Below are 13,079 nucleotides of genomic sequence, written 5' to 3' on the forward strand. Positions count from 1 at the left end.
GTTTATGATTGTTCGATCGCCTTGTATTAAGCTCTGTCAAATGGATCCGGTAACCGGATTATGCGAAGGATGTTTTAGAACATTGCAAGAAATCGGGATGTGGACAAGCTATTCGGAGGAGGAAAGAAAACAAATTCGGATCGAACTCCAAAAAAGAAAGGAATCGATCGCTTCTTCAAACGCTCCTTAAAATTCCTTTTTTTACGGCCATACGCAAGTATTCGTCTACGGTTTGACTTGCGGCCGATTTCCAATTATACTTTTCGGCATTTTTTTTCCCTAAAAGTTTCTTACTAACGGCCAACTTCGGGTTTTTGACTAACTCCAATAATCCCGTCTCGAAACCGTCTCGATCCGTCGGTGAAAAGTAAAACGCGGAGGAACCCAAAATTTCCGGCATCGCACTTGCATTGGAGGAGAAGACCGGACATCCGCAGGCCTGCGCTTCGACCGGCGGAAATCCGAACCCTTCGTACAGCGAAGGAAATAGTAGGAGTCCCGACGCCGAATACAATGTGCTCAATTCTTCCAATGATAAATGAGGAAGAACAACGATTCTTTCTTCCCAACCGGCTGCCTCCTTCTTTAGATATTCCGGAAGTTGTCCGTTTGCTCCCGCGATGACCCACTGAGTATCCAGCTTACCCAAGGACCATAGCCCTTTTAAAATCTGAAGTACGAATGCCAGATTCTTGTGTTCTTTACCGATTCCCACGCTGAGGAGATATCCCGGTTCTAACCCGTATCTCTTTCTAAAAGAAAGAATTTCTTTCGCGGATTTCGGATAAAAGAGTTTGGAATCTATTCCGTTATAAACGGTTTTCATCGAACCGGAAGAAAAACCGAAAACTTCAGTCAGATCTTTTGCCGTAAAATCCGAAACAGTAATGATACTCGGAACGCTTTCCTTCAAGAGGAAAAAAACGAATCTTAAGTATAATTGTTTTATTATGGAAGGATGAAATTGTTTCATCCTAAACGGAATAATATCATGTACGGTTACGATGCACTTCTCTAAAAAACGGAGAGGAGCGTTGAAATGGGGAATGTCCAGCAAATCGAAATCGGCCATTTCCGGAATGCCCCACCATTCCCGAATCGAATAGATTTCCGCGTCATACGGTAGAAATCCATAGGATTCCAGTAGGTCGGAACTAATTCCGACCGACCTGAGCCTATCCGCAGATCCTAAAAGAGTGATTTGGATTCGCTTCTTTTTTGCGATCGGGGCCAATTCCGAAAGGATTCCCCGTATTCGCGTACCGATTCCCGAATGAGAAATCATGCGAGCATCGTATCCGACTTTTAAGAGAGGCGATTTCATAAGGAGGTTCGCGACCATTTTGAAAGTGTATTCAGGATTGGCAAGCCCTACTGGTTTTCCCTTGAAGCATAACAGGATTTCGAGAGATTTGGCTTTTTCATCGTCTAAGTAATGCTCCGTTTTATATAGGGGTAAAACGATTCACGATTCAAAGAAGGTTCGATTTGGAAGAGGAAGTTACCAAAATACTGAAAGCGATCGGGGAGAACCCGAATCGGGAAGGCTTACGAGATACTCCGAAGAGAGTAAAAAAGGCATACGAGTTTTTAACATCGGGATACAAGGCCGACATTCATCATATTGTAAATAATGCAATTTTTGAGGAAGATAGCCAAGGTATGGTACTAGTGAGGGACATCGAGATGTATTCCCTTTGCGAACACCACTTACTTCCTTTTTTTGGAAAAGCACACGTCGGTTACATTCCAAATAAGAAAATCATCGGGATATCCAAGATTCCAAGGATCGTGGATATTTTTGCAAGAAGGCTTCAGGTTCAGGAGCGCATGACCGAACAGATCGGAAACGCTTTAATGGAAGTTTTGGATCCGCTCGGAGTCGCCGTTGTTATTAAGGCTAAGCATCTTTGCATGATGATGCGCGGAGTGGAAAAACAAAATTCGGAATTATTCACCTCATGCATGCTCGGAGAATTTAAAACGAATATGGTTACCCGCAACGAATTCCTGGATTTGATTCGTACAGGATCCACCTAAGATCCGAGACTTCTCAATTCTTCGGCTTTTTGCTCTGCTCTTTGTTTATTTTCGAGCATGGCCTTTTCCACTAGGAGACGCTGTGCCTCGAAACTCTCTTCGTTTAATTCTCGAGGAATCCAAATCGGCTTTCCGTACGAAACGACGAACGTCGTGAAGGGTTTCGGGACCCGGTGTTTATCCCATGATTTTTCTAGAATCCATTGTCTGGTGCATTCGTAGTGAAAGGGTATTATAGGTACCTGCGAAACTTGCGCCGAAGCGATCAATCCGGGTTGAACGATCAGAGCGGGCCCGCGCGGTCCGTCGGGCGTAAATGCGGCGGGAAGGTTTTTCTTCAAATGAACGATCATAGCCTTAAGTGCCCTTGATCCGCCTTTGGAGGAGCTCCCTCGAATGCTAGTATTGCCGAAACGATGCACAACTCCGGTAATGAAATCTCCATCCTTCGATTCCGAAATAAGAACGGCGACGTTTCGCCCTCGATGAAGATACGGGGAATAAAGAACGTTCGTATGCCAGATGGAAAGAATAAAAGGTTTCTTGGCTAGAAATAAGGAATCGAATTCATCTTTTTCTAATTCTAAAACTTTAGAAGTTAAACCTATGATTCTTTGCAGGAAGACAACGAGAGTAGGAATCAACCAAACTAAAAGTCTTCTCTTAAAGCCGTCCGGTTTCTCGACAGAAGGGGAATTTTGAGACATCCTGGGTGAATATTCCGTACCACGGCCGGATCGCATTCTTTTTTTCGAACGCTCCGAATCGATCGGAAAAAAAAGAAGCGCTTGGCCGCAATGTAAGCGTAGGTCATCACTCGATTTCGATCCGGTTGTTCGAGAATTTGTAGACAGGTAATGTTTTCAAAGGCATCGTACTGGTTTTGAGGAGGTGGCCATGGCAAAGGAAAGGATCGTTCATCCAAGCGTTCAATTTAAAAAAACCGCTAATATTAGTCTGAAAGATTATAAATCTCTCTACAAAGAATCGATTGAAAACCCTAAGAAATTTTGGGCAAGGGAAGCTTCGAAACGCTTGGATTGGTTCAAAAAATGGGACAAGGTTCTGGAACACGATTTTAAAAACGCTAAAGTTCAATGGTTTAAAGGCGGAAAGTTAAACGTTTCCTATAATTGCTTGGATCGACACCTCGATTCCCATCTCAAAAATAAGGCCGCAATTATTTGGGAAGGAGACGATCCGAACGAGTATAAAGTTTATACGTATCACGATTTGTATCGAGAAGTAAATAAATTCGCCAATGTCCTGAAGGGTTTCGGTGTGAGAAAAGGGGATAGAATTCTGATTTATCTTCCGATGATTCCCGAATTAGCGATTACTATTTTAGCATGTACTCGGATCGGTGCGGTTCACTCGGTAGTCTTTGCCGGGTTTTCTCCCGAGGCCCTTCAAAGTAGAATCGAGGATTGTAAACCTAAGCTAATAGTTACGGCGGACGGCGGCTATCGCGGCGGCAAAAGTATCGATTTGAAAAAAGCGGTCGATACCGCCTTGGACCTCGCCCAGGAAAAAGTTAATGATGTGATCGTGGTGAGAAGAACCGCTCAGGAAGTGAATCTAGGTTGGAGGGAAAACAGAGACCATTGGTGGCATCTACTGATGAACGACCCCGCGTTGGCACAGTACTGTAAGCCGGAAGCGATGGATGCCGAGGATCCATTATTCATACTTTATACTTCCGGCTCGACCGGAAAACCGAAAGGAGTTCTCCATACGACAGGCGGATATTTGCTCGGCGTAAACATGACGTTTCATTACGTTTTCGACGTTAAGCCGACCGACACGTATTGGTGCACTGCCGACATTGGATGGGTTACGGGGCATAGCTATTTGGTCTATGGTCCTCTTTCAAATGGAGCCACATCATTAATGTTCGAAGGAGTTCCCACCTATCCCGATGCGGGAAGATTCTGGGACGTAATCGATAAACACGGGGTCACTATCTTTTATACGGCGCCTACCGCGATACGATCCTTAATGCGGGAAGGAACGGCTCTTGTCGAAAAACGCAGTTTAAAAACACTTCGATTATTAGGATCGGTCGGCGAACCTATCAATCCCGAAGCCTGGGAATGGTATTATAGAAATGTCGGAAAATCCAAATGCCCCGTCGTCGATACATGGTGGCAGACTGAAACTGGCGGGATTATGATCTCGGCTCTTCCGGGGGCAATTTCACAAAAACCCGGCTCTGCTACTTTACCGTTCTTCGGAGTGGAACCGCTATTGGTGGATGAAACGGGAAAAGAACTCGTAGGCAAAGGGGAAGTTTCCGGTAATCTATGCATTCGCTCCCCTTGGCCTTATATGATGAGGGGAGTCTACGGAGATCCGAAGAGATTTTACGATACGTATTTTTCGACGTATAAGGGATACTACTTCACCGGCGACGGTGCCATCCGAGATAAGGACGGATATTATTGGATAACGGGTCGAGTGGATGATGTGATCAATGTTTCCGGTCATAGAATCGGATCGGCAGAAGTAGAAAGCGCTCTCGTCGAAAATTCTTCGGTCGCGGAAGCGGCAGTGGTCGGTTTTCCGCATGATATCAAAGGCCAAGGTATCTACGCTTACGTTACCGTTAAGCAAGGCGTTACGACGAATGATTCTCTGAAAAAAGAATTAATCTCCACGGTCGAGAAAGTCATCGGAAAGATTGCAAGACCGGATGTTATTCACTGGGCTCCTGGATTGCCTAAGACTCGTTCCGGTAAGATTATGAGACGAATTCTTCGAAAGATTGCGAGTGCGGAATTCGAGGGTCTTGGGGATATATCGACTCTCGCCGATCCGTCCGTGGTAGAGCGTCTGGTCGAAGATAAAAAGAAATATCATAGTTAAACCGAATGGGTCCAAAACGAATCGTTTGTCTGACAGAGGAAACGACCGAACTCCTCTATCTATTAGGGGAGCAGGATAGAATTGTCGGGATCTCGGCTTATACGGTCAGGCCTCTTAAGGCCAAGGATGAAAAGCCGCGGGTCTCCGCTTTTATCAACGGGAATATTAAGCGAATTACGGAATTGAAGCCGGATCTAGTAATCGGGTTTTCGGACATTCAGGCCGAGCTTGCTCACGATTTGATTAAGGAAGGTTTAAACGTCTTGGTAACAAATCAAAGGACGTTGGACGAAATTTTTGAAACGATATTTCTGATAGCCGGATTGGTCGGAAAAGGAAAGGAAGCGGATTCTTTAGTGAATAGCTATAAGCAAAAACTGGAAAATGTTAGAATCGCCGCGGCGGGAAAATCGCGTCCGAAAGTTTTTTTCCAAGAATGGGATGAACCGGTTATTACCGGAATCCGCTGGGTTTCCGAGCTTTTAGAGATTGCCGGTGCGAAAGATTGCTTCGGACATTTAAAAGAGAAATCGTTGGCAAAAGACAGGATTATTTCTCTGGAAGACGTTGCGAAGTCGAATCCTGATATTTTCATCGGGTGTTGGTGCGGGAAGCCGATGGATTTTGAATGGGTTCGTACTCGTCGGGAATGGATGCAAGTATCTGCGATAAGGAACGGAAGAATTTTTGAAATGGACCCTGCGATTATTCTTCAACCGGGTCCGGCCTTATTCGAAGCGGGAATTCTCGAACTGGAGAAAATCATCGATTCTGCAAGGGATCCGTCTTTTTCGTAAATGGTTACTTCGCACACTCCTCGTTTTACGTTCGAAATCATTTTCGGATAGGCCCCCGTGGTTTCGATTCTTCAGCTCTGCAATAGATCCGTCGATTCGATCATCGTAGAGAATCCAGGCCATTGACCAAACCGGAAATTTTAAATCGACATTCTTCTTCGTAATTTCAAGTCGCGATTTACATTCCGCCCCGGTAACGAATGTTTGGAAGTAAACATTTCCGCGTGGGGCGGGTTAAGGAGAAACGAATGTCGACCAAGGTTAAGGCAGCTATCATCGGAGGAACGGGTTTATACAGCTTGGACGGAATGGAGCTGGTGGAAGAAGTATTTCCGGAAACTCCTTGGGGAAAACCTTCGGACGCAATTAAAATCGGTAAGATACAAGGTAAGCTGATCGCCTTTTTGCCTCGCCATGGTGTAGGCCATTTTCTGATGCCCCATGAGGTTCCCGTTAAAGCGAACATTGCCGCTTTAAAAATCTTAGGTGTCGAAGAGATTGTTGCATTTAGTTCGGTCGGAAGTCTGCGCGAGGAAATTAAGCCTTTGGATTTCGTCCTACCCGCTCAAATTATCGATCGAACTAGAGGTCGAGAATCCACATTTTTCGGGAAAGGGGTCGTAGCACATGCTCCGTTCGCGGATCCTTTCTCCGCAAATTTAAGCGCTCGAATTAAAAAAGCGGCCGTTAAGATCGGCCTTCCAATTCACGACGGTAAGACTTTGGTTTGCATGGAAGGACCGCTTTTTTCCACAAGAGCCGAATCGCATCTTTATCGCTCTTGGGGAGCTGATATTATCAACATGAGCGTTTTGCCCGAGGCTAAATTGGCTCGAGAAGCCGAAATCGCATATCAAATGATCTGTATGTCTACCGATTATGATTGCTGGAGAGAGAACGAAGAAGCAGTTACTGCAGAATTAGTAATTGCTAATTTAGGTAAAAATGCTGAAAGCGCTAAAAAGTTGCTATCAGCCCTGATTTCCGATCTTGGAAACGGGGACGATTTAACTTTAAAGAATAGTACTAAATATTCCATCATTACCTCCCCTGAAAAACGCAATCCGGACACGGTCGCAAAGCTGAAAGTTCTCTTTCCGGATTATTTCTGATTAATGGGCGAGAATTCGTTTTAGCTCTAGTTTGTACTTCGAAAAAAAGGAGAGGTCGTTATGGCTTCCTCCTTGTATTCGAATTAATTCCGCTTTTTTTCCGTTTTTAATGGCTGTCTTATATAGATCATTCCCTTGGGAAAAGGGAATGATCTCGTCTTCGGTCCCGTGGAATATATGAATCGGCGATGATACATTCGAAATTTTCGAACGCGAATCGAGTTTGAAGGAAAGTAACCAAGAAGGTAGAATCGGATAATAAATCGCCGCTAAATCCGCCAAAGTAGTATAAGGGGTTTCTAATATTACGGTGCGTGGAGACTTCTTCGTGGCAAGATCTACCGCTATTGCCGTTCCGATCGAGCGACCATATATTACGATCCGGTCTTCCGGAGATCCGATTCGATTCTGAAGATAGGAATACCATCGTTCCGCATCTTCATACATTCCTAATTCGGTTAATCTAGCCCTGCTTTTCCCATATCCCCGGTAATCGGTCATCAGCAAATTCCAACCGTTCGGGAGAATATCCTCGCTAATTCCTCCCCAAGTTCGTAAACTGCCCGCATTTCCGTGAAAGTATAATATCGTTCCTTTCGGATTTGGAGATGCTTGGAAATAGAGAGCGTAGATTTTTTCTCCTTCCGGAAGATCGATCGCAATCTCTTCGTAAGGAAATTGAAAAGAGTATTTAAAATCTTTCGGAAGCGATTCGGGGAAGAAGATGAGTTTACTTTGATTATAGTAGAGTAGAAATCCGATTCCGAATAATAAAAGAAACGGGATAAAGATGAAAATTCCTAAAATTGAATACAATCTCATCTCGCGTTGATTTCTCGAGTCCAAAGTTCTTTGCCTTCGAAATCATGGATCCGGATAGTAAGTTTTCGATTTTTTAGAGGGCCGGTGACTTCGATCATTCCAAAATTTCGTTTATCATCCACCAAGGTGTTTTGCACCCGTAAGGGATTTCTTTCCGTAATAGGAGGATAGGTCGACGAAGTTAAAGGAGAAACGGTTAAATCGTAGATCGGTTCTTCTCCGTTTTCCTCCAATAAGGAAAGTTCGGTAAAATGTCTATCTCCGGTTAGGAATATCACGTTTTTAAGTTTCTGTTTTTTGATCGCATTCAATAATTGATTTCTTTCTTCGGAGTAGGTTGAATAATTTTCAAAGACCTGCAACGGGTTGAGAACTTGACCTCCGGCCACGACAAATTTGAAAGTGTATTTGGAGAATATTAATGCGTTGATAAGCCAATCTAACTGCCTATCTCCCAAGTAAGACCGTTTCCCAAGTTTATTGTCGTTGGCGGTTCTAAAGCTTCGGTCATCCAGAAGAAAGAATTGGGCGTCCCCCCAGGTAAAAGATCCATACAAACCTTTCTTAGCATAGTTCGGGTTTGCCCAGAAAAGTTTAAACATTTCCTCGGCAGTATCCCGCAACCAAAAAGAGGCGTCTCCGTCATTAGGTCCCCAATCATGGTCATCGAGTATTGCGTAATTATGAACTTTGGCTAAGAGCGGCTGGAGTTCCGGCAAAGCTCTTTGTTGCGTGTATCTATAAATAAAGCCGGTTCGGGAATCCCAGTCGGGTTCTCTTAAATAAATATTATCTCCCATCCAAAGCATGAACTCAGGATTCTGAGAGAGAATGGAATGAAAAATTTGGTAATCTCCACCGTAAGGTTTGGGTTGAGTATCGTACTTGGAATCGTTTACGAAAGCGCAGCTTCCGAGTGCGAAGCGAAAATCGGGAGGGCCGGATTGTTTTCCGATCCAAATCGGTTGAGTTCGAAATTCCTGTTTATTTATAGGTTCGATCGGATTTCCATCCACGTATAATAAATAAGAATATTTTTTCCCCGGCTCGAGCTCGTCCGCGAGTAAATGCGCTACGTTTCCCTGATCGTGTCTAGTGGTGGTTTCTTGGGTCTTTTTTTTACGATTCGATTCTCCGACAGGAAAATATTCCGCATAAACTTTTGCCGGAATTTTTGTCTGTACCCAGAGTTTTACTTCCTTATGGGTAGAATATCCTACCATCGGACCGGATAAGATAACGGAGATTTTGCTTTCTACGGTAACTTTACTTTTTCCGAAAAGAAATGTAAGGGAAGCGAAGGATAAAATGACTGCTATAATAATGTAATTCGATGACGACCGTTTCATAATTGAAATTTCACGCGAACCGCAGACAGGATCAAACTAAAAACCGATTTTTAGCTTCTCGGAAGGATTACTTTAAACGTCGTTTCTCCCGGTTTCGAATCGAGCTCGATACGACCGCCATGCTTGAGTATGATTCTTCTGGATATATCGAGCCCCAGTCCGCTACCTTCGCCGGGGCCTTTAGTCGTAAAGAATGGATCGAAGATCTTTGCTTTCACTTCGGCAGGAATTCCGGGACCGTTGTCCCAGATGGAAACCGTCACATCATTGTTGGATTCACGAATGGAAATCTTAATCTTTCCTTTGAAGTTCATCGCTTGTAAGGAATTGTAAATAAGGTTTGTCCAAACTTGTAACAAATCGTCGGGAAAAGCGGGCACTTTCGGCCGAATCGGAAAATCAAATTCAATTTCGACTCCGTTCTTCATTTGGTTATGATAAATGGTTAAGACGGTTTCGATATTCTCCACTAGATCCGTTTCTACTTTTCTCCCACCGAAATCGATATGCGCATAATTCTTTAACGCATAGACTATTTTTGAAGTTCGATCCACGGCTAATCGAATCGAAGTTACATTCTTGAAAGTCTGGATTTCCTCGATTGCAAAATCAAGAAGCGGGTAGTTGGACGGGTCGCCGAACAGATCCGGAAATTCCTTTAGCGCGGCTGGAAGGCCGGTATCCATTATTCTATCCGCTAGATCGTAGGCATTTTCGAAGCCGACTTCTACGAGGTTATTTTTGATATCCTTCAAGAGGATTCTTCGCTCTTCCCTGGTAAGCTGAGACTCTTTGCTTTCTAAACCGCGTCGGATAAAGTTCGAAAGATTATGAATAAGAAGCGAATCCGCAGAAGAGAGCATTATTCCCAATTTTTTAAGTCTATCGGCGGAAGAATTCAAATAGGCTTTTACTTCGCCGCTTAATGCGGATATCGCGCCTAAAGGATTGTTTATTTCATGGGCGATTCCGGCGATTAATTGCCCTAGCGCGGCCATTTTCTCGGATAGAATGAGTTGATCCTGCATTTTACGAAGATTGTCCAATGCGGAAGCGAGTTCGGAAGTTCGAATCGTGACCGCCTTTTCCAATTCTTCTTTCGCTTCATTTCTTTCCGCGTTCAGCAAGAGTTGGGTGACTTGTTCGGTTACCGTTACCGCGAACTGCGATTCGTATCCTTTCCATTCCCTCAAATTTCCTCGATGTTCCAGACAGACGATTCCTTTAATCCTGCCTCTTAAGAATACGGGCGCGTTTAGGAGTGAGGTGATGTTTAAAGGAGTGCAATAAATATCGGCGAATTCCAACGTACGGGGATCGTTGATTGCGTCTTTAATATCCAGGAACCTTGTCGTCTTTATGGCTTCGAAGTAATTAGGATAATCCGATAGTCGCATCGAAATGCGTTCAAGGTAGCTATTACTTTTTCTATCCCAACCTGCGATCGATGTCCAAATTTCCTCGCCTCCTTTATCAAAAATCCAGATCGAAGCACGATCGCAATCGAGCGTTTCGGAAGCCATTTTCGAGATTTTTTTTGCAGCCTCTTCTAAATTTCCCGAAACAAATTCGGGATCTCTCGTCATTTCTAGAAACGCTTTTGCCTGCATCGACAGTCTTTGAGCCTGTTCTTCCTTTTCCTTTGCGGCCGCTTTAGATTGGGTAATATCTCGAGTGATTGCGATCAACGAGGGAGATTTTCCTAAATTGATAATCCGGGCCGAAAAGATAGCATCGACGTACGAGCCGTCTTTACGAGTCAGCCGAACGTCGAAATCCCGCATGACTCCCTTTTCCCTTAGCGTTTCAACGATCTTATTGCGAACTTCCCTGGGCCATATTCCCATTTCGACAGACGTATTTCCGATAGCCTCCTCCTTCGGATACTGCAGCATTTCCGTAAATCTTTCGTTAACGCTGATATACCTTCCCGTTGTTAGATCGGAAATCGTGATAGTATCCGGATTCATTTCGAATACCCTTTCGAAGAGTCCCTTACTCTCCTCCAGTTGGGCAAAGTATTCGTCTCTCTCCGCCTCGATTTTTTTCTTTTCAGTGATATCGATCAGGAGAGCGAGCAGCATTTGTCGATCATTCATTTTGATAACTCGGTTACCCGATAACACTTTTCGTTGAGTACCGTCGGAATGTAATATGGTTGCTTCGACGCTGCCGGTCCATCCCTTCGCCTTGAGTTCGGCCAATAGCGTTTTACGATCGGCATCCTTTTCCCAAATTCCAAGTTCTTGGGAGGACTTTCCGATAATCTGCTCTCTAGGGTATCCTATCAACTCGCAATAAGATTGATTTACTTGCCGGTAGACTCCCGTTTCCAAATCGGATAGGGAAACTGCGGCAGGATTTAATTGGAATATACGTTCGAATAGATCCTTATTATATAATATCTCTTCGTTTAATCTTTTAGCTTCCTCTTCGGCCTTTTTTCTTTCCGAGATGTCCGTACTTACCGAGATGACGTGCGGATGTCCGTTGAGAGCTACCATACGACCGGAATATAAAATCGGTATCGGAGTGCCGTCCGAGGCTTTGACTACGGTTTCCATACTTGCGATTTCGTTTTTCGTTTTTAAAGATTCGTAAACGTAGGATCGAAATTCCGGATCTAAATCCCATATATGCAATTCGGGAGTTGTCTTGCCGATTACCTCTTCACGAGGAAACCGAATCAATTCCAAATATCGTTCATTTGCATCAATAATACGTTTAGTTTCCCAATCGGTAAGCACAACTCCCGAAGGAATGAGTTGGAATAATTTTTGAAATAGCTCTCGGCTTTTTTCCAGTTCTTTTGCCAATGACTCGAGTCTTTCTCGAGATTCCTCGATATCGGAGATGTCGTGCCCGATCGCTAGGATTTTCTTTTCTCCTTTGGATTCCAATATTCTGGCTGAGAATAAAATGGATCGCATTTTTCCTTCGGCCGTTTTCATACTAATTTCCAGGTTTCTTACGATTCCCGAGGTTCGTAAGTGTTCGAGAATGTGTGCTCGGTCCGCCAAGTCTTGGTAGACGCCTAATTCAACCGGGGTTTTACCTAAAATTTCTTCCTTAGTTTTTCCGACGTATTCCAAAAAAAGGTCGTTTGCTTCAAGGTATGTTCCATCAGCTTTTGAGAGAGTGATGGCCGACGGGTTGAGACGAATGATCTGATCTAGGATTTCCTGTTTTTCCTGAATATCTTCCAATAGTTTTCTCTTTTCCTTCTCTGCCTTGATTCGATCGGAGATAGGAACGGTGATCGTGAGAAGAACCGTCGACCCTTTGTATTCTATAATCTGGGCGGAAAAAAGTCCCCAAAACTCTTCTCCCGATTTTTTTCTAAACAGAAGTTCTAGGTTATTTACCCAACCTTTCTCTCGAATCACTTCCATAGTTCGAGTACGAGTATCGAGATCCTTCCAAAGCCCTAATTCGACGGTCGTTCTACCTAATAACTCTTCGGAAGAGTACCCGACTTCCTCTTCGAATCGCGCGTTGACGTCTATTAATTTTCCGGAATTTATTTCCGATATGCTCATCGGAAGAGGGTTTAGATCGAAAATTCGTTTGAGCGCTTCCCAACCTTCTTTGGTTTTTCGATAGTATTGGGAACTTAATTCATCCCTTGTTTTCTCTTGGGATAGATCTCTAAAAGTTCCCCAAATTACTTTCCTCGTTCCTTGGGATTCGGTTACGTAATACATTTTTACCGATACGGAAACTAAGGTTCTATCTTTGCGAATGATTTCCTTTTCATATTCTTCGGTGTAACCGTTCGGAATAAGCTGTTCTTTAATCATATCGGCTTCGATGGATCTCCAACGATCGGCGGTAAAGTCCCAGATATTCAGGGATCTTAGTTTCGCTCGGGTATAGTTCGTTAGTTTTACGAAAGAATCGTTTGCATCGAAAATAGCTCCTTCGGAATCGGCTATAACGATGCCGTCTCGACATGATTCGAAAATTTGCAAAAGAAATTCTGATTCTAAGAAGCAAGGATCCAATTCACTAGTTCCGATATGAATGATAGTAGAAGGCTAAAAAATAACAATCTATAGCGTGATCGAAACCTTTTTTTGCGAAGTCTGGCGGCC

The 13,079-nt window shown here is 43.8% G+C and carries 9 protein-coding genes and 1 pseudogene; 5 read left to right on the forward strand and 5 right to left on the reverse strand.

Going from position 1 to position 13,079, the window contains the following annotated elements; genetic code table 11:
* The first annotated feature begins 7 nt into the window (after nucleotides 1-7).
* Entirely contained in the window at nucleotides 8-190 is a 183-nt protein-coding gene (locus LEP1GSC047_RS18430) for a DUF1289 domain-containing protein (RefSeq protein ID WP_180993205.1), read from the forward strand.
* Here LEP1GSC047_RS18430 and LEP1GSC047_RS18435 read toward each other — a convergent pair.
* On the reverse strand, nucleotides 176-1,324 hold the full coding sequence (locus LEP1GSC047_RS18435; protein ID WP_020988968.1) for a glycosyltransferase family 4 protein: 1,149 nt from the start codon (nucleotides 1,322-1,324) through the stop codon (nucleotides 176-178). The genes LEP1GSC047_RS18430 and LEP1GSC047_RS18435 overlap by 15 nt on opposite strands.
* 149 nt (nucleotides 1,325-1,473) lie before the next feature.
* Between LEP1GSC047_RS18435 and folE the strand changes: the two are divergent.
* Nucleotides 1,474-2,040 (forward strand): annotated as a pseudogene (gene folE / locus LEP1GSC047_RS18440) (GTP cyclohydrolase I FolE); the annotation flags it as partial.
* Here the strand turns inward: folE and LEP1GSC047_RS18445 are convergent.
* Nucleotides 2,037-2,747 carry a lysophospholipid acyltransferase family protein gene (locus tag LEP1GSC047_RS18445; RefSeq protein WP_010416277.1) on the reverse strand — a complete coding sequence of 237 codons (711 nt, stop codon included), beginning with the start codon at nucleotides 2,745-2,747 and terminating at the stop codon, nucleotides 2,037-2,039. The pseudogene folE and the gene LEP1GSC047_RS18445 overlap by 4 nt on opposite strands.
* Before the next feature lie 190 nt (nucleotides 2,748-2,937).
* On the opposite strand from LEP1GSC047_RS18445, the gene acs reads away from it, so the two are divergent.
* From acs to mtnP, 3 genes are all read left to right on the forward strand, one after another.
* A complete protein-coding gene (gene acs / locus LEP1GSC047_RS18450; RefSeq protein WP_010416275.1) occupies nucleotides 2,938-4,905 on the forward strand; it encodes an acetate--CoA ligase in 1,968 nt (655 codons plus the stop codon).
* 5 nt (nucleotides 4,906-4,910) lie between these two features.
* Nucleotides 4,911-5,702, forward strand: a complete 792-nt coding sequence (locus LEP1GSC047_RS18455) for a cobalamin-binding protein (protein WP_010416272.1) — start codon at nucleotides 4,911-4,913, stop codon at nucleotides 5,700-5,702.
* Nucleotides 5,703-5,950: 248 nt separating this feature from the next.
* Nucleotides 5,951-6,814 (forward strand): S-methyl-5'-thioadenosine phosphorylase, encoded by an 864-nt coding sequence (gene mtnP, locus LEP1GSC047_RS18460; RefSeq protein ID WP_010416269.1) that lies wholly within the window; start codon nucleotides 5,951-5,953, stop codon nucleotides 6,812-6,814.
* Here the strand turns inward: mtnP and LEP1GSC047_RS18465 are convergent, their stop codons facing one another.
* Genes LEP1GSC047_RS18465 through LEP1GSC047_RS18475 form a run of 3 tightly spaced genes read right to left on the reverse strand, consistent with a single transcriptional unit; the run spans nucleotide 6,815 to nucleotide 12,989 of the window.
* Nucleotides 6,815-7,636 carry an alpha/beta hydrolase gene (locus tag LEP1GSC047_RS18465; RefSeq protein WP_010416265.1) on the reverse strand — a complete coding sequence of 274 codons (822 nt, stop codon included), beginning with the start codon at nucleotides 7,634-7,636 and terminating at the stop codon, nucleotides 6,815-6,817.
* Nucleotides 7,633-8,985: an alkaline phosphatase D family protein gene (locus LEP1GSC047_RS18470; protein ID WP_010416262.1), complete on the reverse strand. Its 1,353-nt coding sequence runs from the start codon at nucleotides 8,983-8,985 to the stop codon at nucleotides 7,633-7,635. Before LEP1GSC047_RS18470 ends, LEP1GSC047_RS18465 begins: the two co-directional genes overlap by 4 nt.
* Before the next feature lie 50 nt (nucleotides 8,986-9,035).
* Nucleotides 9,036-12,989, reverse strand: coding sequence for a PAS domain S-box protein (locus LEP1GSC047_RS18475; RefSeq protein WP_010416261.1), 3,954 nt, complete (start codon nucleotides 12,987-12,989; stop codon nucleotides 9,036-9,038).
* Nucleotides 12,990-13,079: the final 90 nt, after the last annotated feature.

Source organism: Leptospira inadai serovar Lyme str. 10, assembly GCF_000243675.2.
Classification (GTDB): Bacteria; Spirochaetota; Leptospiria; order Leptospirales; family Leptospiraceae; genus Leptospira_B; species Leptospira_B inadai.

What these genes read in the sequence shown, in the direction of transcription:
- LEP1GSC047_RS18435 (WP_020988968.1), bottom strand. Translation starts at nt 1,324, where the DNA reads ATGAAATCGCCTCTCTTAAAAGTCGGATACGATGCTCGCATGATTTCT.
- LEP1GSC047_RS18445 (WP_010416277.1), bottom strand. Translation starts at nt 2,747, where the DNA reads ATGTCTCAAAATTCCCCTTCTGTCGAGAAACCGGACGGCTTTAAGAGA.
- acs (WP_010416275.1), top strand. Translation starts at nt 2,938, where the DNA reads ATGGCAAAGGAAAGGATCGTTCATCCAAGCGTTCAATTTAAAAAAACC.
- LEP1GSC047_RS18455 (WP_010416272.1), top strand. Translation starts at nt 4,911, where the DNA reads ATGGGTCCAAAACGAATCGTTTGTCTGACAGAGGAAACGACCGAACTC.
- mtnP (WP_010416269.1), top strand. Translation starts at nt 5,951, where the DNA reads ATGTCGACCAAGGTTAAGGCAGCTATCATCGGAGGAACGGGTTTATAC.
- LEP1GSC047_RS18465 (WP_010416265.1), bottom strand. Translation starts at nt 7,636, where the DNA reads ATGAGATTGTATTCAATTTTAGGAATTTTCATCTTTATCCCGTTTCTT.
- LEP1GSC047_RS18470 (WP_010416262.1), bottom strand. Translation starts at nt 8,985, where the DNA reads ATGAAACGGTCGTCATCGAATTACATTATTATAGCAGTCATTTTATCC.